The organism is Phocoenobacter uteri (assembly GCF_900454895.1).
Taxonomy (GTDB): Bacteria; Pseudomonadota; Gammaproteobacteria; order Enterobacterales; family Pasteurellaceae; genus Phocoenobacter; species Phocoenobacter uteri.
The window spans coordinates 2,086,272-2,104,960 of the sequence record NZ_UGTA01000001.1 but is presented as its reverse complement, the minus strand read 5'-3'; the positions used below and the strand labels follow the sequence as shown (position 1 = coordinate 2,104,960).

18 protein-coding genes are annotated in these 18,689 nt (G+C 37.3%); 7 read left to right on the top strand and 11 right to left on the bottom strand.

What is annotated here, in order from left to right; translation table 11 throughout:
* Positions 1 to 41: 41 nt before the first annotated feature.
* Positions 42 to 257, bottom strand: a complete 216-nt coding sequence (rpsU, locus tag DYE60_RS09685; RefSeq protein ID WP_115316381.1) for a 30S ribosomal protein S21 — start codon at positions 255 to 257, stop codon at positions 42 to 44.
* Between the two features lie 207 nt (positions 258 to 464).
* Here rpsU and DYE60_RS09680 point away from each other — a divergent pair, with 207 nt between their 5' ends.
* Together DYE60_RS09680 and DYE60_RS09675 are read left to right on the top strand one after the other, a co-directional pair.
* Positions 465 to 1,316, top strand: coding sequence for a thymidylate synthase (locus DYE60_RS09680; protein WP_115316380.1), 852 nt, complete (start codon positions 465 to 467; stop codon positions 1,314 to 1,316).
* A gap of 244 nt (positions 1,317 to 1,560) precedes the next feature.
* Positions 1,561 to 2,940 carry an amidohydrolase gene (locus DYE60_RS09675; RefSeq protein ID WP_115316379.1) on the top strand — a complete coding sequence of 460 codons (1,380 nt, stop codon included), beginning with the start codon at positions 1,561 to 1,563 and terminating at the stop codon, positions 2,938 to 2,940.
* A gap of 59 nt (positions 2,941 to 2,999) precedes the next feature.
* Here the strand turns inward: DYE60_RS09675 and glmS are convergent, their stop codons facing one another.
* The 4 genes from glmS to glpQ all read right to left on the bottom strand — a co-directional run bounded on the left by glmS (position 3,000) and on the right by glpQ (position 8,425).
* On the bottom strand, positions 3,000 to 4,832 hold the full coding sequence (glmS, locus tag DYE60_RS09670) for a glutamine--fructose-6-phosphate transaminase (isomerizing) (protein ID WP_115316378.1): 1,833 nt from the start codon (positions 4,830 to 4,832) through the stop codon (positions 3,000 to 3,002).
* A 34-nt stretch (positions 4,833 to 4,866) separates the two neighbouring features.
* Entirely contained in the window at positions 4,867 to 5,631 is a 765-nt protein-coding gene (locus DYE60_RS09665; protein WP_115316377.1) for a DeoR/GlpR family DNA-binding transcription regulator, read from the bottom strand.
* Between the two features lie 231 nt (positions 5,632 to 5,862).
* Positions 5,863 to 7,245 (bottom strand): glycerol-3-phosphate transporter, encoded by a 1,383-nt coding sequence (gene glpT / locus DYE60_RS09660; protein ID WP_115316376.1) that lies wholly within the window; start codon positions 7,243 to 7,245, stop codon positions 5,863 to 5,865.
* Positions 7,246 to 7,357: 112 nt separating this feature from the next.
* Positions 7,358 to 8,425 carry a glycerophosphodiester phosphodiesterase gene (gene glpQ, locus DYE60_RS09655; protein ID WP_115316375.1) on the bottom strand — a complete coding sequence of 356 codons (1,068 nt, stop codon included), beginning with the start codon at positions 8,423 to 8,425 and terminating at the stop codon, positions 7,358 to 7,360.
* Between the two features lie 399 nt (positions 8,426 to 8,824).
* On the opposite strand from glpQ, the gene rpsP reads away from it, so the two are divergent.
* Genes rpsP through rplS form a run of 4 tightly spaced genes read left to right on the top strand, consistent with a single transcriptional unit; the run spans position 8,825 to position 10,812 of the window.
* The gene (gene rpsP, locus DYE60_RS09650) at positions 8,825 to 9,073 is read left to right on the top strand and encodes a 30S ribosomal protein S16 (protein WP_115316374.1); all 249 of its coding nucleotides are present in this window, start codon (positions 8,825 to 8,827) and stop codon (positions 9,071 to 9,073) included.
* A 30-nt stretch (positions 9,074 to 9,103) separates the two neighbouring features.
* Positions 9,104 to 9,631 carry a ribosome maturation factor RimM gene (gene rimM / locus DYE60_RS09645; RefSeq protein WP_115316373.1) on the top strand — a complete coding sequence of 176 codons (528 nt, stop codon included), beginning with the start codon at positions 9,104 to 9,106 and terminating at the stop codon, positions 9,629 to 9,631.
* A gap of 37 nt (positions 9,632 to 9,668) precedes the next feature.
* Positions 9,669 to 10,421 (top strand): tRNA (guanosine(37)-N1)-methyltransferase TrmD, encoded by a 753-nt coding sequence (trmD, locus tag DYE60_RS09640; RefSeq protein ID WP_115316372.1) that lies wholly within the window; start codon positions 9,669 to 9,671, stop codon positions 10,419 to 10,421.
* Positions 10,422 to 10,458: 37 nt separating this feature from the next.
* Positions 10,459 to 10,812, top strand: a complete 354-nt coding sequence (gene rplS / locus DYE60_RS09635) for a 50S ribosomal protein L19 (protein ID WP_090921372.1) — start codon at positions 10,459 to 10,461, stop codon at positions 10,810 to 10,812.
* 70 nt (positions 10,813 to 10,882) lie between these two features.
* On the opposite strand, the gene cpdA is transcribed toward rplS, so the two are convergent.
* From cpdA to rsmB, 5 genes are all read right to left on the bottom strand, one after another.
* A complete protein-coding gene (gene cpdA, locus DYE60_RS09630; protein WP_245942696.1) occupies positions 10,883 to 11,707 on the bottom strand; it encodes a 3',5'-cyclic-AMP phosphodiesterase in 825 nt (274 codons plus the stop codon).
* A 92-nt stretch (positions 11,708 to 11,799) separates the two neighbouring features.
* On the bottom strand, positions 11,800 to 12,414 hold the full coding sequence (gene nudF / locus DYE60_RS09625; RefSeq protein ID WP_115316370.1) for an ADP-ribose diphosphatase: 615 nt from the start codon (positions 12,412 to 12,414) through the stop codon (positions 11,800 to 11,802).
* 8 nt (positions 12,415 to 12,422) lie between these two features.
* Positions 12,423 to 13,115, bottom strand: a complete 693-nt coding sequence (locus tag DYE60_RS09620; protein ID WP_115316369.1) for a 4'-phosphopantetheinyl transferase family protein — start codon at positions 13,113 to 13,115, stop codon at positions 12,423 to 12,425.
* Positions 13,116 to 13,132: 17 nt separating this feature from the next.
* Complete coding sequence (gene trkA / locus DYE60_RS09615) at positions 13,133 to 14,506, bottom strand: Trk system potassium transporter TrkA (protein ID WP_115316368.1); 1,374 nt, start codon at positions 14,504 to 14,506, stop codon at positions 13,133 to 13,135.
* A 27-nt stretch (positions 14,507 to 14,533) separates the two neighbouring features.
* Entirely contained in the window at positions 14,534 to 15,844 is a 1,311-nt protein-coding gene (gene rsmB / locus DYE60_RS09610; protein ID WP_115316367.1) for a 16S rRNA (cytosine(967)-C(5))-methyltransferase RsmB, read from the bottom strand.
* 235 nt (positions 15,845 to 16,079) lie between these two features.
* On the opposite strand from rsmB, the gene DYE60_RS09605 reads away from it, so the two are divergent.
* Positions 16,080 to 16,697: a YagU family protein gene (locus DYE60_RS09605; protein WP_115316366.1), complete on the top strand. Its 618-nt coding sequence runs from the start codon at positions 16,080 to 16,082 to the stop codon at positions 16,695 to 16,697.
* A 665-nt stretch (positions 16,698 to 17,362) separates the two neighbouring features.
* Here the strand turns inward: DYE60_RS09605 and fmt are convergent.
* Positions 17,363 to 18,313, bottom strand: coding sequence for a methionyl-tRNA formyltransferase (gene fmt / locus DYE60_RS09600; protein WP_115316365.1), 951 nt, complete (start codon positions 18,311 to 18,313; stop codon positions 17,363 to 17,365).
* Positions 18,314 to 18,689 lie beyond the last annotated feature (376 nt).

Genomic DNA, 18,689 nt, shown 5'->3' with positions numbered 1-18,689 from the left:
AGGATTCACGGTTTTAAAATGTCGTTTTAGAATGAATCTAATTAGTATAAACGATTGTTACGAGCATTCTCACGCGCATTACGTTTAGCGTGACGTTTAGCTAATGACGCTTTTTCACGTTTACGAATAGTTGTTGGTTTTTCGTAGAATTCACGTGCACGAGATTCTGCTAAAACGCCTGCTTTTTCGCAAGAGCGTTTGAAACGACGTAATGCTACGTCAAATGATTCATTTTCACGAACTTTAATTACTGGCATAAGCCATCACCTCAGTAAAATAATGTGTTTAAAATAAAATATCGCTAAATAAACAGCGATAATAGACTAAAAAAGGTAAGCTATTCTAGCCCAGACTTGGCTATAAGTAAAGCACGATTTTCATTTAATTTTTTCTAAGAGTTGCCTTTTTTTATAAAAAATCTGATACCATTATTCGTTGCAAATTATTTGACTGAGAAATTTAAAATGAAACAATATTTAGACTTATGCCAACGCATTATTGATGACGGAAAATGGGTTGAAAATAAACGTACAGGCAAACGCTGTTTAACCGTGATCAACGCTGATTTAACCTATGATGTCGCAAAAGGTGAATTTCCTTTAGTAACAACACGTAAAAGTTTTTATAAAGCAGCCATTGCTGAATTATTAGGCTATATTCGAGGCTATGACAGTGCTGAAGATTTTAGAAAATTAGGTTCAAAATCGTGGGATGCCAACGCTAACCAAAACGCTGAGTGGCTCGCTAATCCACATCGTAAAGGTGAAGATGATATGGGATTAGTTTACGGTGCAGTGGGACGTAATTTTCCTAAACCAGATGGCGGAAGTGTCGATTTATTACGTCAAATTGTAGATGATTTAAAGCAAGGCATTGATAATCGTGGCGAGATTTATACGTTCTATCACCCAGGTGCGTTTCATTTAGGTTGTTTACGCCCTTGCTTACATAGCCATCATTTCTCATTACTCGACGACACACTCTATTTAAACAGCACGCAGCGTTCCGCTGATGTACCGCTTGGCTTAAACTGGAATATGGTGCAATGTTACACTTTCTTGGCCTTAATGGCTCAAATTACAGGACACAAAGCAGGACAAGCCTATCATAAAATTGTAAATGCACATATCTATGAAGACCAACTTGAACTAATGCGAGATGTGCAATTAAAACGCACCCCATTAACACCGCCAAAATTAAAAATCAATCCTGATATTAAAACCTTAGAAGACTTAGAAACTTGGGTAACCCTAGACGATTTCGAAGTGGAAGATTATCAATATCTCGATCCAATTAAATACCCATTCTCGGTTTAAGCCAATTTATAAAAATATAAGCGGTCATATTTTTTTGAAAATTTACAAATTGCAAAAATCATCAAAAATATGACCGCTTAAAATGCATAATTACAATAATCATTTAAGCCTCCCTTTTATTTAAAATAAATGCCGTCTACTTGCTCTCAATGTATTCTTGACAAGAAAAACTATTCCTCCTACCATTCATCAGTGCAAAAGTAATACAACAACCTACCATATATTACTCATAAAGAGGTCAAATATGAAAAAATTATTAGCATTATCCTCCGTTCTTGCATTAAGTCTTTTTAACTATACAAATGCATCAGAGAATGTTGATTTAATTGTTAAAAATGGCATGATTTTGACAATGAATCAAGCAAAAGAAATTATTGATGATGGCGTTGTCATTGTGAATAAAAATCAAATAATTGATGTCGGTGATAAAAATCTATTACAAAAATATTCCGCTAAAAAAGTAATTGATGCCGAAGAAGGGATTGTTATGCCGGGTATGATCAATACGCACTCTCATATCTCAATGAGTGTATTTAGAAGTTTAGCCGATGATGTGCCTAATCGACTCCAACGATACATTTTTCCACTTGAAAATAAGATGGTTTCCAAAGAAATGGTCTATACCGGTGCTGTACACGGTGCGATTGAATTGGCCAAAGGCGGTGTAACAACAGTGGTAGATATGTACCTCTTTGAAGACAGTGCGGCAAAAGCGGTAAAAGAGGTGGGGCTTAGAGGAGTCATGACTCAAAATATCATTAAATATCCTACCGCAGATGGCAAGGATGGTGCAGAAAATATAGAAATGGCGATTGCTTTCGTAGAAAAATATAAGAATGATGAGTTAATTACCGCAGGATTTGGCCCTCACGCACCACATACTGTCAAAAAAGCAGATTTAGAAAGAATCAGAGATCTCTCACAGAAATATAATGCTCCCGTTTCTATGCACGTTGCAGAAACCCAAAAAGAATTTGATAAGTTTAAAGCTGAATATAATATGACACCCATTGAATATTTAGACTCTGTCGGCTTGTTAAATGAACGCTTTATTGCCGCTCATTGTATTTTTGTGACAGAGAGTGATATTGCGTTGATGAAGAAAAGAAATATTGGTGTAGCTCATAATATGGTCGCAAATATAAAATCCGCAAAAGGGGTTTCACCTGCATTAAAAATGTTTGATGAGGGGCTTAATATAGGGCTTGGTTCTGATGGACCAATGAGTGGAAATACTCTTGATATCATAGGTCAGATTGGCTATGTAGCAAAACTACATAAGCTAATGAATAAAGATAGATCGGTTATGCCACCACAAAAAGTGGTTGAAATGGCGACAATGGGTGGGGCAAGAGCCATTCATCGTGAAAAAGATTTAGGTTCTTTGGAAAAAGGAAAATTAGCAGATATTGTGATATTAGAAACGAAATCAACTAATATGCAACCTAACTTCGATCCCTATTCTGTATTGGTTTATTCCGCAAACGCCTCCAACGTTTCAACAACGATTGTGAATGGAAAAATTATTATGGAAAAAAGAAAATTACGTTATAACGAAGAAAAAAGTAATAAAGCGATTAAAGAGTTTTCTAAAAAAGTCAAAGAGATAGCAAAAACACTTTAAAAATTCATTAAAAAAGCCTCACGAATTTAACTATTGTGAGGCTTTTAACTTTTTGAGAATTACTCTACCGTTACCGCTTTTGCTAAATTACGAGGCTGATCCACGTCAGTCCCTTTAATTAAGGCAACGTGATAAGACAATAATTGTAATGGTACGGTGTAGAAAATCGGTGCTGTAACGTGATCCACTTTTGGCATTACCACTGTTTTAAAGTTATTTTCATTTACAAAACCCGCATCTTCATCTGCAAAGATATAAAGCTGTCCGCCCCTTGCACTGACTTCTTCAATGTTTGATTTTACTTTCTCTAATAAATCATTTTCAGGTGCAACCACCACCACTGGCATATCGCTATCAATCAAGGCTAATGGACCGTGTTTTAATTCGCCTGCTGCGTAAGCCTCTGCGTGAATATAAGAAATTTCTTTTAATTTTAACGCAGATTCCATTGCGATTGGGTAAAACTCGCCACGACCTAAGAATAGGGTGTGGTGTTTTTCTGCAAAATCTTGTGATAATTTTTCAATTTCTTTATCGAACACTAACGCACTTTCAATTTGTGCTGGTAAGCGTTGTAAAGATTGCACGATTTGTTTTTCTTCTTGCTCAGAAAGGCTACCTTTTAAGCGTCCGATCGCAGCGGTTAATAATAATAAACAGGTTAATTGAGTCGTGAATGCTTTGGTTGAAGCAACACCAATTTCTACGCCCGCTTTTGTCATAAAGGCAAAATCAGATTCACGCACTAATGATGAACTTGCCACGTTACAAATCGCCATTGAAGACATAAAGCCTGATTCTTGTGCTAAACGTAATGCTGCCAAGGTATCTGCGGTTTCCCCTGATTGTGAAAGGGTAACTAATAAGCTATTTGGACGAGTGACAAATTTGCGATAACGGAATTCAGAGGCGATTTCTACATCACAACTTACGCCCGCAATAGACTCAAACCAGTAGCGAGCCACCATTCCAGCGTTATAAGATGTACCACACGCGACGATTTGGATATGCTCTACTTTTGATAAGATTTTATCAACATCTTTACCCATTGCATCAATATTCACCTTACCGTTGGTAATGCGTCCTTCAAGGGTATTGATAATAGCAACGGGTTGTTCAAAAATTTCTTTTTGCATATAGTGACGATACTGCCCTTTATCCGCCGCATCGTGTTCAAATTGTGATTCGTGAATTTCACGTTGCACAGGCTTATCTTCGCTATCAAAAATATCCACTGTTTTACGTGTAATCTCAGCGACATCGCCTTCTTCTAAGTAAATAAAACGGTGGGTAACACTTAATAATGCCAAAGGATCTGAACCGATAAAGTTCTCGCCTACACCTAAGCCGATCACTAATGGACTGCCAGAACGAGCCACGATTAAATGCTCAGGTTCATCTTGGTTCATCACTACCGTTCCATACGCACCACGCAACTGTTTGACAGTTTTTTTCACTGCGTCTAACAAGGTTTCAGAGGTACGAAGTTCCCATTCCACTAAATGAGCGATAACTTCGGTATCGGTTTGTGATAAAAATTCATAGCCTTTCGCTTTTAAGTCATCACGTAATTCTTCGTAGTTTTCAATAATACCGTTATGAACCACCGCAATTTTACCACTAACGTGAGGGTGTGCATTGGTTTCACTTGGTTCGCCGTGGGTTGCCCAACGAGTGTGTGCAATCCCTGTTCCACCCGTTACATTACTTTCAGCAACGGCATTTTCTAATTCTTTAACTTTACCTACTCGGCGAATAACCTTCATTTCTTTATCTGCATTCAACACCGCAACGCCTGCTGAATCATAACCACGATATTCTAAACGGTGTAACCCATCAACTAAAATGTCTGCCACATCACGCTGTGCTACTGCACCTACTATTCCACACATTATTTTATTTTCCTTTTATATAAATTTAAAATGACTAAATTTCAGCAATCAGAACTTCAATACCTTTTTGTTCCAATGCCTTCTTAATTTCTAAATCAATTTGATTATCGGTAATCACACGATCGATATGATCCCAATCTAATTCCACATTAGGCATTTTTCTTGCCATTTTGTGAGACTCAATCATCACATTCACTTCACGAGATACGTCAGCCATAACCTGACTAAGCCCAACTAACTCATTAAAAGTTGTCGTCCCCCTTGCCAAATCTAATCCATCAGCCCCAATAAACAGCTGGTCAAAATCGTAGGATCGTAACGCCGTTTCAGCGACTTTCCCTTGAAAAGACTCCGAACGAGAATCCCACGTTCCGCCTGTCATCAATACCGTTGGTTCAATTTCTAATGCGGTTAATTCAGCGGCAAGGGCAAGGGAATTAGTCATCACAACCAGTCCCGCCTGATTCAAATAAGGAATCAATGCGCCCGTCGTACTACCGCTATCAATAATGATACGATTATGCTCACGAATACAACTTACCGCCAATTTTGCAATCGCTTTCTTTTGTTTTGAAACATCTTCATTTTGTTGATCATCAATAAATTCAGACGGAATTTTTATCGCCCCACCATAACGACGTAACAACAAACCACTCTCTTCAAGTTTTGTTAAATCCTTACGAATCGTTACTTCTGATGTTTCAAATAGTTCTGACAACTGCTCAACACTCACCTCTCCTTGTTCTTGAACAAGAGTAGCAATTAAATGGCGACGCTGTTGTGTGTTTCGCTTTGACATAAAATGTTTTGATTAGTTTCAATTAAGTTTCGTTTCATAATTATATAATAAAAAATAGATAAGCGGTAAGATTTTTGTGGGAATTTGCAAATTTAAGAGTTGATTATAGAATAATATGAAATTATTACACTTATTTCATAAATTACTCACGTACTAATTATAAGGCACTATTCAAACAAAAAAGCTAAGCTCTATTCCTAGAACTTAGCTTCCATCAGCTTAAAATTTAAATTAACTTTCCATTGCTTTTTTATGTTTTGCTTCTTGGATCATAGTTAAGAATAATAATACACAAGCTAATGCACTACCAGCTAACATTACGTGGAAACCACTGTCCCAACCGTTGTTTTGAACAGTCCAACCAATGATTGCACTTGCTGCTACTGATCCACCTAAGTAACCGAATAAACCAGTGAATCCTGCAGCTGTACCTGCTGCTTTTTTAGGTGCTAATTCTAATGCGTGTAAGCCGATTAACATGACAGGACCATAGATTAAGAAACCTAAAACAACCATCATAATCATCGCAAGATCTTGCGAAGTGGTTTGCCAGTACACATATAATGCGATAGTCACAGCCACCATGAAGATGAAGCCAGTTAAACCACGTTTACCTTGGAATACTTTATCTGACACCCAACCACAGAATAATGTACCTGGAATTGCGGCAATTTCATATAACGCATAAGTGATAGATGATTTATCGATACCGAAATGACGTACTTCTTTTAAGTAAGTTGGTGCCCAGTCTAATACACCGTAGCGGATTAAATAAACGAATACATTAGCGATTGCGATGTACCATAACAATTTATTTTTGAATACATACTCAACAAAGATTTGTTTTGCTGTTAATTCTTTTTCATAAGTTTCTGGGTTGTAATCATCTGGGTAATCATTTTTGTACTCTTCGATTGGTGGTAAACCACAAGATTGTGGAGTATCACGCATAATGAAGAAAGTGATGAAAGACGCGATGATTGCTGCGATACCTGGATAGTAAAGTGCTTCACGCCAGATCATAATAGATTTTACTGCCTCACGGTCAATATCGTGAGTATGTGCATAAACACTTGACGCTAAAATAAGTAATAACGCAGGAACCGCACCACCCAAGTTATGGGCAGTATTCCAAATAGAAACGATTGTTCCACGTTCTTTTTTAGACCACCAGTGTACCATTGTACGACCACAAGGTGGCCACCCCATACCTTGCACCCAACCATTTAAGAATAGTAGGATTGATAATACAGTTACACTGCTTGTTGCCCAAGGGAAAAGCCCCATTGAAAGCATAATTAAACCTGAAAGGAATAGACCTAAACTTAAAAAGGCACGAGAATCAGAACGGTCTGATACCGATCCCATAATAAATTTAGAAATACCGTAAGCGATAGAAACGAAAGATAACGCATAACCTAATTCTGCTTTTGACCACCCTTCAGCAATCATACCTGGCATTGCTAATGCAAAGTTTTTACGCACAAAATAGTACGCTGCATATCCAAAGAAAATACCGATAAACACTTGCCAACGTAATTTACGATAAGTTGGATCAAGTTGTTCTTTTGGTAGCCGCTCTTTATGAGCTGCTGGTTTTAAGAAACCGATCATAATGAATTCTCCATTGTTGAGTTTATAATAGTAAGTTTTAAATTATTGTTATAAGCGGTTATTTTTATTGCAAAATTTACAAAAAATTTGACCGCTTATAAGAATTTAGATTTTATTTTTGTTGTTGCAAAAATTTAACCCCTAAATCAGGGAAGTCAGTAAATACCCCTGTTGCTCCTGCTTTATTTAATAACGCATCATACATTTCATTTACGTTAGAAAAATATTTTGGTAATGCGTCTTTACGCACTGTGTAAGGGTGTAATTCCGTTTTATACTTCGCTAATTCTTGCACTAACGGTGTATATTTGATATTGCCTTTGGTTGATTTTTCATCATCAATCAACATATACCAACCTGGACCGACACCGTCTGCATATTTCGTGACTTCTTTCATTGCATCAGGCTTGAACATCCAGTCATAGCTATAATTTACCCATTTACCCGACGCATCTTTTTCTTCCGTTTCGTGCCAATCCGTATAAGCAATTAGCTGAACTAATTTAAGATCCATACCTAATTTTGGTTCTAAATCTGTTTTAATACGTTTTAACTCATTGAAATCAAAGGTTTGTAAGTAAACTGGTGACTCTTTGGTAGTATAACCATATTTTTTCAATACTTCTAAGGTTGCTTTCGCAATATCTTTACCTTCTTTATGGTGTAACCAAGGTGCTTTAATTTCAGGATAGATACCAATCACACGCCCTGTTGATTTTTCTAATCCCTGAATAAATTCTAATTCATCTTCAAAAGTATGCACCTTAAAGTGAGATTTACCCATAGGGAAACGGTCAGGATAGTTTTGCACCGCTTTACCGTCTTTCATTTTAAATGGTTCGGTCATATCTAATGAACGTACTTCATCTAAAGTGAAATCCATAATGTAATAATGCCCGTCTGGTCTTACACGATCAGGGAATTTTTGTGCAACGTTTGTAATACCATCTAAAAAGTGATCGTGCATAACCACCAATTTATTATCTTTGGTCATTACAAGATCTTGTTCTAAATAATCCGCTTGCTGACCTGCTGCTAACGCCTTAGATTCTAAGGTATGCTCAGGTAAATAACCACTCGCACCACGGTGAGCAATAATAATTTTATCCTGTGCAAAAGCCGAAGAAAGACTTCCAGCTAAAACCGCACTACTAATTAAACTAAGTATAAATTTATTCATTGAATTTCTCCTGATGGCATATTATTGATATTGGCTCATAGCACAACAGTTTCACATTGTAGAAATTCTGATGTTAATCACAATCAATTTTTGTTAAAAATGTGATCTCGATCGCGTATATTTTTTAAAAATGTGATTGATGTCGCTTATTTTACGCATAAAAATGATTGATAAGACTAATTTACACTCTATTTTTGTTCGTTAATGCATTATTTTTGTAAATTACGTTAAAATTTATATATCTTTATGTAAAAAAGTTCAACATTTATATCACCCTTGCTTTTTTGCAAAAAATCATTATAATCTCACCGCTTGTTTTCTATTTTTTAGACAAGCAAAATACACGCCCTCACCTCGAACGAGGGTTTCTTTTTACTATCAATTATTTAGAGGAAGGTTATGGTAACCATTCGTTTATCTCGTGGCGGTTCTAAAAAACGCCCATTTTATCAAATCGTTGCAGCGGACAGCCGTTGTGCACGTGACGGTCGTTTCATCGAGCGTTTAGGATTTTTCAACCCAATGGCAGCAGGTCAAGCAGAGCGTTTACGCGTGAACCTTGAAGGTGTTGATGCGTGGGTTGCTAAAGGTGCTTCACTTTCTACTCGTGTAGCAACTTTAGTGAAAGAAGCGCGTAAAGACGCTTAATTCACAATTTAAATAATGTAGGTGGATAATATGAGCGAACAAAATATTACAGTAGTGGGGAAATTAGGATCAACCTATGGCATCCGTGGCTGGTTACGCCTTTATTCATCGACAGAACAACAAGAAAGTATTTTTGACTATCAACCTTGGTTTTTAAAATCTAAAGATCAATGGAAACCAGTCGAACTTGAAAGCTGGCGTTATCATAAAAATGATTTAATTGTAAAATTAAAAGGCACAGATGAGCGTGAATCTGCTCAGTTACTGACAAATGCAGAAATCGGTGTAGATTTAAGTGTCTTCCCTCAATTAGAGGAAGATGATTTTTATTGGCACGATTTAATTGGTTGTGAAGTCGTTAATACGGATAACTACCAAATGGGTACAGTGACTGAAATTATGGAAACAGGTTCAAATGATGTTTTAGTCGTTAAAGCAAAAAGTAAAGATGCTTTCGGAAAGCAAGAACGGTTAATTCCGTTTTTATACGAACAAGTAGTTAAAAGAGTCGATCTCACCACTAAAATTATTGAAGTGGAATGGGACGCAGGTTTCTAACCTCAGGTATGCATAACCGTAATCAAAAGAGCTTCTTATGTGGATAGGAATTATTAGCTTATTTCCTGAAATGTTTCAAGCAATTACGGAATATGGCGTAACAGGAAGAGCCGTAAAGCACAATCTTCTGCAAATTCAATGTTGGAATCCTCGTGATTTTACCTTTGATAAGCATAATACCGTTGATGATCGCCCTTATGGCGGTGGACCGGGTATGTTAATGATGGTGCAACCGTTGCGAGATGCAATTCACGCAGCGAAACAAGCCGCATTAAAAGAAGATGAAAACGCGGAAGTAAAGGTCATTTACCTTTCACCGCAAGGACGTAAACTCGATCAGCAAGGTGTGAAAACCTTAGCCACAAATCAAAAAATGATTTTGGTGTGTGGTCGCTATGAAGGCATTGATGAACGCTTAATTCAAGCAGAAGTTGATGAGGAATGGTCGATTGGTGACTACGTTTTAACAGGGGGTGAACTGCCTGCAATGACATTAATTGATGCCGTTGCAAGATTTGTTCCGGGTGTATTGGGCAAACAAGCCTCTGCAGAAGAAGATTCTTTTGCGACAGGATTACTGGATTGTCCTCATTATACTCGCCCTGAAGTGCTAGATGGTGAACCCGTACCCGATGTGTTGATGTCTGGACATCACGAGAATATTCGTAAATGGCGATTAGAACAATCCCTTGAACGAACGTGGTTAAGACGCCCTGAGCTATTAGACGATCTAGCTCTGACTGACGAACAAGCGACGTTGTTAAAGAAAATTAAACAGCGTTATACATAGATTCAGTTATTTCTAGAATTATATAAGGTTTATTATTATGAGTAACATCATTAAACAAATTGAAGAAGAACAGTTAAAGAAAGACTTACCAAGCTTCCGTCCTGGTGACACTTTAGAAGTTAAGGTATGGGTTAAAGAAGGTAGTAAAAGCCGTCTGCAAGCGTTCGAAGGCGTGGTTATTGCAATTCGTAACCGTGGCTTGCATTCTGCATTCACACTACGCAAAATCTCAAATGGCGTAGGTGTTGAACGTGTATTCCAAACTCACTCACCTGTAATTGACAGCATTGCTGTTAAACGTAAAGGTGACGTACGTCAAGCGAAAATCTACTACTTACGTGAGCGTAGTGGTCGTTCTGCACGTATCAAAGAGCGTTTGGGTAAAAAATAATTTTTGCTTAATAATGCAGAAAACAAAAGGCTTGGGATTTCCCAAGCCTTTTTTATATCTCAGATATAATCTAATACCCTTCCGCACTAAAATCAGGTAAAAACTCATTCGTTGCTAAACGCTTAACTTCTGAATCAATAGAGCCATCCGGGTGTAGCACAAGCTCTCTCCAGCCCTGTGGAATAAGGTCTAATGCAAAATTATTACTATGCGGCTTAAACTGAATGCACGTTGAAGGGGTTGATAAAATACGAATACCTTTCCAAAGCTTATCCATTTCCTGATGAATATGCCCATGAATAATAGCTTTGATCTTATTATAAGGTTTCACAATTTTCGCTAAATCGTGCACGTTGCGTAAGCTATGTTGATCCAACCACGCAGAATGTGTCGGCAAAATATTATGGTGCAATGCAATTAAAGTATAACGTTCACTATTCTCTGCTAATTTTACTTTTAACCAATCTAATTGATATGAGCTTAATTTGCCGTGTGGCACACCAAAAACTTGGCTATCTAGCATAAGAATCTGCCATTTGTCTCCAACTAAAATATGTTTTTGTGATTTAATTTGTGAATATTGTTGTAACGGTTTTTCCATTTGAAGTTGATCGTGATTACCTTGCAACCAAAACAACGGTTTTTCTAATGGCTTAACCATTTCAGCAAAATAATGATAACCTTGCTCATTGTGATCTTGTACCAAATCTCCTGTAGCTAATACAAGATCAAACCGAAACTGACGATCTAAAATCGCATCCAGCACAGCCTGAAAGCTATTAGTTGTATTCACACCTAACAACTGTTCATTTTTTTTTGCAAACAGATGAGTATCCGTAATCTGTAAAATACGGATAGACTCATTTTTTGCAAAGGGTTGATAAAAATAATCCATTACTGATTTCATTAAAAAATAAAGTACTACTACTTTACCTATTTCATAAAAAAAATCAGCAAAAAATATTAAATTTTGTGAACTAACTCTATTTATTTCTTAAATTTTGTATAATTTAGTTGCAACCACTGCAATCCAAGCACGGCAATCACATTATCAATCTTGCCTTCTTCCACCCATTGATACGCCGTTTCACGTGAAACAATATGCACTAAAATATCTTCATTTTCTTCTTCTAATCCGTAAATTCCCCCAACATTCGTGGTATCCACTAAACCTAGAAAAATATGTAATTTCTCTGCCATACCGCCTGGGCTATCCCAAACCGTTAAGGCGTGTTGAATATTATCAATCTCTAAACCCGCTTCTTCCTTACTTTCACGAATGGCCACGTCTTCGGGATTTTCATCGGTATCAATCATTCCAGCAATCAATTCTAATAACCACGGAGATTTGTTACTTTCAGGCTCATAGGCACCAATTCTTACCTGTTCAATTAACACCACATTATCTTTTACAGGATCATAAGCAATTAACGCCGAAGCCGCCCCTTTCATCAATAATTCACGGCAGACTTCGCCACTCATTCCACCCGCATAAAGTTTATGACGAAAGAACACTTTTTTGAGTTCAAAATGCCCTTTATAAACCGTTTCTTCACGTAAGATTTCAATATCTTTTTGACCAAATTGTAAAATTTTACTCATAATGTCTCCTAATTGACTTGATAAACAAGCGGTAATATTTTTTCTATTTTTTGCAAATTTCCTTGATGATATTGTGAGATTTCTGGCACGGCTGAACCTTCAAAAAAATAACACAAATAAAAAGGAAATTGGCTAAAAAAATGTAATGTTCCTGTGGGGCAATATTCACACGCGATGGCTTTCTGAATCGGTGAATGGCAAACTTCTCGCAACTTCACCATACCCACGCCTTGCGATTTCAAAATCGCTTCTCGTAAACACCAGCTAAGATAAAAATGCTCAACTAACTTAGCAGGATCTTTTAATAAATACGTTTTTTCTGTCTCGCTCGCATAATAATCTAATAAGGCTTTATAGCGACGTGTTTTTTGAGGGTGCTCAATATCAATCCCCACCGCTTTTTTGCCTTCTGAATAACTGAAAATAACCGCGACCCAATCCCCTGAATGGCTAATATTAAAGTCTATTCGCTCATCTGCAACAAAAGGACGACCCGTTGCCGTTTTTTGAATATTATTAAGTAAGTTGAGATCTAATTGATATTTTTCAAAGAGTTGTGTTAAAAGAAAACGGGCTGTCTGGCGACTTTTCCATTTCTGGATTTGACGAGAATGAAGGGTTAAATCAACCGCTGGCACATTTTTACCCCATAAATAGCCATCATTACGAGCAAAGACGATTTCCAAGCGGTCAGATTTCATCGAGTTTTTACCTATTTTTATAAGAAAGTCGCACTAAGTTGGAACAGTTTTTCAATTTCTTCCACTTGACGCTGATCATTTAAGAATAAAATCAAATGATCTTCAGCTTCAATTTTTATTGATTTATGTGCAATCAGCACCTTGTCATTACGCACGATAGCACCGACAATGACGCCTGATGGTAATTTTAATTCTTGCACTTCTCTTCCTACAACTTTTGAGGTTTCTTCATCGCCGTGGGCTATAATTTCTAAGCCTTCCACCATACCTTGATTTAAGGAAGCCACTTTCACAATATCGCCACGACGTACGTGAGTGAGCAAGGTTGAAATCGTGGTTTGTTGTGGTGAAATCACCAAATCAATCGCCCCACCTTGAATTAAATCTAAATATACATTACGTTGCACTAACACAAGGGTTTTCTTCGCTCCCATTCGTTTTGCCAACAATGCCGACATAATATTGGTTTCATCGTCTTCCGTTAGAGCCAAGAAAAGATCAATATTTTCAATATGTTCTTCAAATAACAACTCACGATCCGACGCTTTACCATTTAGCACAAGGGTTTTGGATAATTTTTCTGCGAGCAATTCGGCTTTTTCAGGATCTTCTTCAATCAACTTCACTCGGCATTGATTTTCCAATGAATTTGCAAGCTTAGTCGCAATATCGCCACCACCCACAATCATAATGCGTTTCGGTGCTTTTTCAAGGCGTTGCAACTCGCTCATAATGGCTTTAATATGAATTTTTTCACACATAAAAAAGACATCATCGTCCGCCTCAATAATAGTCGTTGCCTGTGGCACAATGGTGCGACCTTGGCGGATAATACACACAATGCGAGCGTCAATATGAGGTAAATGCTCTTTCAGTGCAGAAATTGGATAGCCAACCAAAGGACCACCGTAATAAGCCTTAATGCTGACTAACGACACTTTATTATCCGCAAAATGGGCGATTTGTAATGCCCCAGAATAATCAATCAGTTGGAAAATTTGCTCGGTAATCAATAATTCAGGTGCGATAATATGGTCAATCGGTAACACTTTGTTATTAAACAAAATATCACGTTCACGCACATAATCAGGGTTACGAATCCGTGCCAGCTTAGTCGGAATTTTAAACAGCGTATAAGCAATCTGACACGCAATCATATTGGTATCATCGCTATTAGTTACCGCCACCAATAAATCGGCGTCACTCGCCCCCGCCTCACGTAAAATACGAGGCGACGCACCGTTGCCTTGAATAACCTGTAAATCGTGTTTAGCCTGCAAGCCAGCTAACATCGTTTCATCATCGTCAATAATAGTAATTTCATTATCTCTTACAAGATTTTCCGCAAGGCTTGAACCCACTTGCCCGGCACCTAAAATTATAATTTTCATAGTCGCTCTTTTCTCGATTATCTATTTTTATTCACTATCGGTTTTTACTAACTTCGCATAAAAGAAACCATCGCCACCTTGTGCGTTCGGAAAAAATTGTTTCATCGTTACTTTTTCGCCATTAAAATCCATTTCAACCAGTTTAGCATTCTCAGTATTTTCTACAAACGATTGAATTTGTTCACTATTTTCATCAGGTAAAATTGAACAGGTTGCATAAAGTAGCGTGCCATTTGGCTTTAAACGTTGCCACATCGCATTGAGAATTTTCGCCTGTAATTTCACTAACTCCGCAATATCACTCTCTTTGCGTAGCCATTTAATATCAGGGTGACGACGAATAATCCCCGTTGCAGAACAAGGCACATCTAATAAAATACGGTCAAACATCACGCCTTTTTCTAACCATAAATCAGGCTGACTTGCATCGCCACAAATTATTTCAGCTGTTTGGTTTAAACGTTGTAAGTTCTCGCTCACACGTTTCAAACGATTTTTTTCAATATCTAAGGCTATCACTTTGGCTTGTGGCGCTTGCTCTAAAATATGGGTCGTTTTGCCACCCGGTGCGGCACAAGCGTCTAAAATCAGCTCCTCATTTTGTGGTTCAAGCAATTTTGCTGACCATTGAGCATGTCCGTCTTGCACCGTCACAAAGCCGTTTTCAAAATCAGGTAAACTTGACACCGCCACAGGGTTATTAAGCATAATCGCACAATCAGGCACGCAACAAGCGGTGGTATCTTGCGAACTTTTTGCAAAATTATCCCCTAATCTGACCGCATAGTCGTCCCTTGTAGAATGCTGAGCGTTTACTCGCAACCACATCGGCGGACGCTCATTATTTGCGTCAATAATTTCTCGCCAGTTCGGATAGGCTTTTTTCAATTTATTGACAAACCACTCAGGGTGGTTAGTCTGCCAGTTTTTATCAACCTTCGCCAAAATACTTTCTTGCTCACGCAAAAACTGACGTAACACACCATTGATAAGCCCTTTAAAACTCTGTAATTTTAACTCTTGGCTTGCCTTAACCACTTCACCTACCGCTGCATGAGTAGGTACTCGCATATATAGGATTTGATATAAACCAACCAATAACAAGCAATGCACCAAGCGTGTTTTACCTTTCAAGGGTTTTGCCACCAACAGGCGGATAATCCACTCTAAACGAGGCAACACACGACACACCCCAAAGGTAATTTCCTGTACAAAAGGCACGTCTTTTTCCGCTAATTTAGGCTGAACCTCCACCATTAACGCCGAAAGGGATTGCCCCTTGTCCAATACTTGTAAAATAAGTTGTGCCGCCACAGCACGAGATGATAGTTTTTTCATTGAAACTCGATCTAAATTTTTTGTAAATTTCTTCTAAATATTAACCGCTAACTTTACCATTTTTTGAGGCTGAATTATAGCGGTTAGATTTTAATTATTTTTTGCAAATTTATATCAAATTATGACCACATACAAAACACGCAAACTTTTACATTTCATTAACCTAAATGCGATTGACTTTCATTTAGTGACTTTTATAATCTGAGACTCAATTATTATAAATAAGGAAAAACTTATGAATTTACTAAAACAAACGCCACCAGCACGTCGTCGCTATGGTTTGGCTGCTTTTATTGGTCTTATTGCAGGTATCGTTTCTTCATTCGTAAAATGGGGAGCTGAGCATCCACTACCACCAAGAAGCCCTGCGGATATGTTCAATGCCGCGTGTTCGCCTGAAACCTTAATCAGAGCGGCGGATCAAATTGACTGCTCTCGCAATTTCTTAAACCCTCCATATATTTTCTTACGCGATTATTTAGGCATTGCTGACCCAAATTCTGCGGTTTATACCTTTGCAGGACACGCTTTTAATTCTGTTGGTGTAACACACATCATCTTCTCTATCGTGTTTGCCGTAGGTTACTGTATTGTGGTTGAGCGTTTCCCAATCTTCAAATTATGGCAAGGTTTACTTGCGGGTGCATTAGCACAATTATTTGTACATATGATTACATTCCCATTGATGGGGCTTACACCACCACTATTGGAATTACCTGCTTATGAACATATTTCAGAAATTGTTGGGCATTTAATTTGGTTCTGGTCAATCGAAATTATCCGTCGTGATTTACGCAACCGCATTACCAAAGAGCCTGATGCCGACGTTCCATTATCTTCAGCTTTCCGTTAGAAATGATAATCCCCCTATTTCAGGGGGATTTTTATATTTCCTAATACTTAAATTATTGTAAATTTAATCTAAAAACTAACCGCTAACACTCCTCCTTTAAAATTAGTTATAACAGTTAGATCTTAATTGTTTTCGATTAAATAATATTGAGCGACCGTTATTTTTTTACACTAAAATTACTCCGTTAATTTTGATTTTTGAAAGGAGGAAATAAATGTATTGTATATTGTGTTGAGTATTGCATTTGCGATTGGAATAGTAATATTCCTTATAATTTCAGTTATAACATTATCAATAAGCGATTTATCATCATCTTATCTCTCTATTCTTTTAATGTTTGCTGGAAGTTATTGACTTACACAAGAAGAGTGGAATGATAATGCAATTGCCCTGATGGTGCTATCCCTTGTCTTTTTTATTGCTGTTTGTGTGTTTTCTGTGAAAAAAACGAATTGGCTATGGGGAATCGGTATTCCAACTGCAACACTTATTGCTTTCATTCCCCATCCTCTATTTTGGTTTTTTAATTTTTCTACTCATTATCGGATTATCCCTTGTTCTTGGTATACTGAGAAGAAAATATGTCGTGGTCTCTCATTTCTAAATAATTGATGAAGCGATTATTTAAAATCACAGATTAAATAATCGCTTTTTTAATAAAAAGATTAGATCGTATCCCCAACCTTAAACCAATCTGCTCGTCCATTTAAGAAATCTTGGATCATCATTGGTTTTTTACCTTGTGGTTGAAGCTGGGTAATGTTCAACACACCTTGTTGCGTGACAATTTGGATACCGCTTTTATCCACACTTAAAATCGTACCCGCAGGCTTATCTTGGTGTGCCAATACATTGGCTTGATAGATTTTCACACGCTCTTCTTTGCCATTGATATCTAAAATTAAATACGCAATTGGGAAAGGATTAAAAGCACGAATATTACGCTCTAGCTGTTCAGCAGACAAATTGCAATCAAGTTTCGCCTCTTCTTTTGTTAATTTTTCCGCATAATTTGCAAGATCATCTTGCTGTTTCTGTGGCGGATATTTACCATTTTCTAAATTATTCAAGACTTCCAACAAGGCAGGTGGAGCAAGTTCAGCCAATTTTTCATAAAGACCTGCGGAGGTTTCATCTTGTGCAATTTCACAGGTCACTTTATAAAGCATATCGCCAGTGTCTAACCCTTTATCCATCTGCATAATGGTCACACCCGTTTCTTTATCGCCCGCCCAGATTGAACGTTGAATTGGCGCAGCACCACGCCAGCGTGGCAATAGTGAACCGTGCACATTTAAACAGCCTAAACGAGGGGCATTTAACACCTCCTCTGGCAAAATTAAACCATAAGCGACCACAACCATTACATCCGCATTTAAGGCTTGTAATTCAGCTTGTGCCTCTTCATTGCGTAAACTTTTTGGTTGATAAACCGGTAAATTATGTTCAAGTGCTAGCTGTTTTACAGGGCTTGCTTGAAGTTTTTTACCACGTCCAGCTGGTTTGTCTGGCTGAGTATAAACCGCCACGATATTATGTTCAGAATGGATTAAATGTTGTAAATGTTTTGCGGCAAAATCAGGTGTGCCAGCAAAAATAATGTTTAGTTTTTTCATTAAGTTCTCGTTTTTGTTATTTTTGAATGTAAATAAGCGGTTGTATTTTATCTTAAATTTGCAAAAATTATTTGTGTAAAAATAAAATCAGATAATATAAGACAATCACTAAACTTAAAATGTGACTTCTGTGTTTAACATAGGCTTGTCTTTTCAGGTCAATCTTAATTATTACATTATAATACTTAAGATACTTTTTCATTGCCAGTTTTAAGTCATCCAAGTGCTTAAATTCCCTTTATATTAACGCTAATGACTGAACTTTATGACTTATTTTTTAATAAACTTCAGTATAACTGATTGATTTAACAATAAATATAGTTAATTAAAGTTTAGTAAAAACTAATATATAAGGGATAATAGCACTCCCATTGCA

Coding starts and splice junctions, on each gene's coding strand:
- DYE60_RS09675 (WP_115316379.1), top strand. CDS start 1,561: ATGAAAAAATTATTAGCATTATCCTCCGTTCTTGCATTAAGTCTTTTT.
- glmS (WP_115316378.1), bottom strand. CDS start 4,832: ATGTGTGGAATAGTAGGTGCAGTAGCACAGCGTGATGTGGCAGACATT.
- rpsU (WP_115316381.1), bottom strand. CDS start 257: ATGCCAGTAATTAAAGTTCGTGAAAATGAATCATTTGACGTAGCATTA.
- trmD (WP_115316372.1), top strand. CDS start 9,669: ATGTGGATAGGAATTATTAGCTTATTTCCTGAAATGTTTCAAGCAATT.
- DYE60_RS09620 (WP_115316369.1), bottom strand. CDS start 13,115: ATGAAATCTGACCGCTTGGAAATCGTCTTTGCTCGTAATGATGGCTAT.
- rsmB (WP_115316367.1), bottom strand. CDS start 15,844: ATGAAAAAACTATCATCTCGTGCTGTGGCGGCACAACTTATTTTACAA.
- DYE60_RS09680 (WP_115316380.1), top strand. CDS start 465: ATGAAACAATATTTAGACTTATGCCAACGCATTATTGATGACGGAAAA.
- fmt (WP_115316365.1), bottom strand. CDS start 18,313: ATGAAAAAACTAAACATTATTTTTGCTGGCACACCTGATTTTGCCGCA.
- DYE60_RS09665 (WP_115316377.1), bottom strand. CDS start 5,631: ATGTCAAAGCGAAACACACAACAGCGTCGCCATTTAATTGCTACTCTT.
- rplS (WP_090921372.1), top strand. CDS start 10,459: ATGAGTAACATCATTAAACAAATTGAAGAAGAACAGTTAAAGAAAGAC.
- rpsP (WP_115316374.1), top strand. CDS start 8,825: ATGGTAACCATTCGTTTATCTCGTGGCGGTTCTAAAAAACGCCCATTT.
- glpQ (WP_115316375.1), bottom strand. CDS start 8,425: ATGAATAAATTTATACTTAGTTTAATTAGTAGTGCGGTTTTAGCTGGA.
- rimM (WP_115316373.1), top strand. CDS start 9,104: ATGAGCGAACAAAATATTACAGTAGTGGGGAAATTAGGATCAACCTAT.
- glpT (WP_115316376.1), bottom strand. CDS start 7,245: ATGATCGGTTTCTTAAAACCAGCAGCTCATAAAGAGCGGCTACCAAAA.
- DYE60_RS09605 (WP_115316366.1), top strand. CDS start 16,080: ATGAATTTACTAAAACAAACGCCACCAGCACGTCGTCGCTATGGTTTG.
- trkA (WP_115316368.1), bottom strand. CDS start 14,506: ATGAAAATTATAATTTTAGGTGCCGGGCAAGTGGGTTCAAGCCTTGCG.
- nudF (WP_115316370.1), bottom strand. CDS start 12,414: ATGAGTAAAATTTTACAATTTGGTCAAAAAGATATTGAAATCTTACGT.
- cpdA (WP_245942696.1), bottom strand. CDS start 11,707: ATGGATTATTTTTATCAACCCTTTGCAAAAAATGAGTCTATCCGTATT.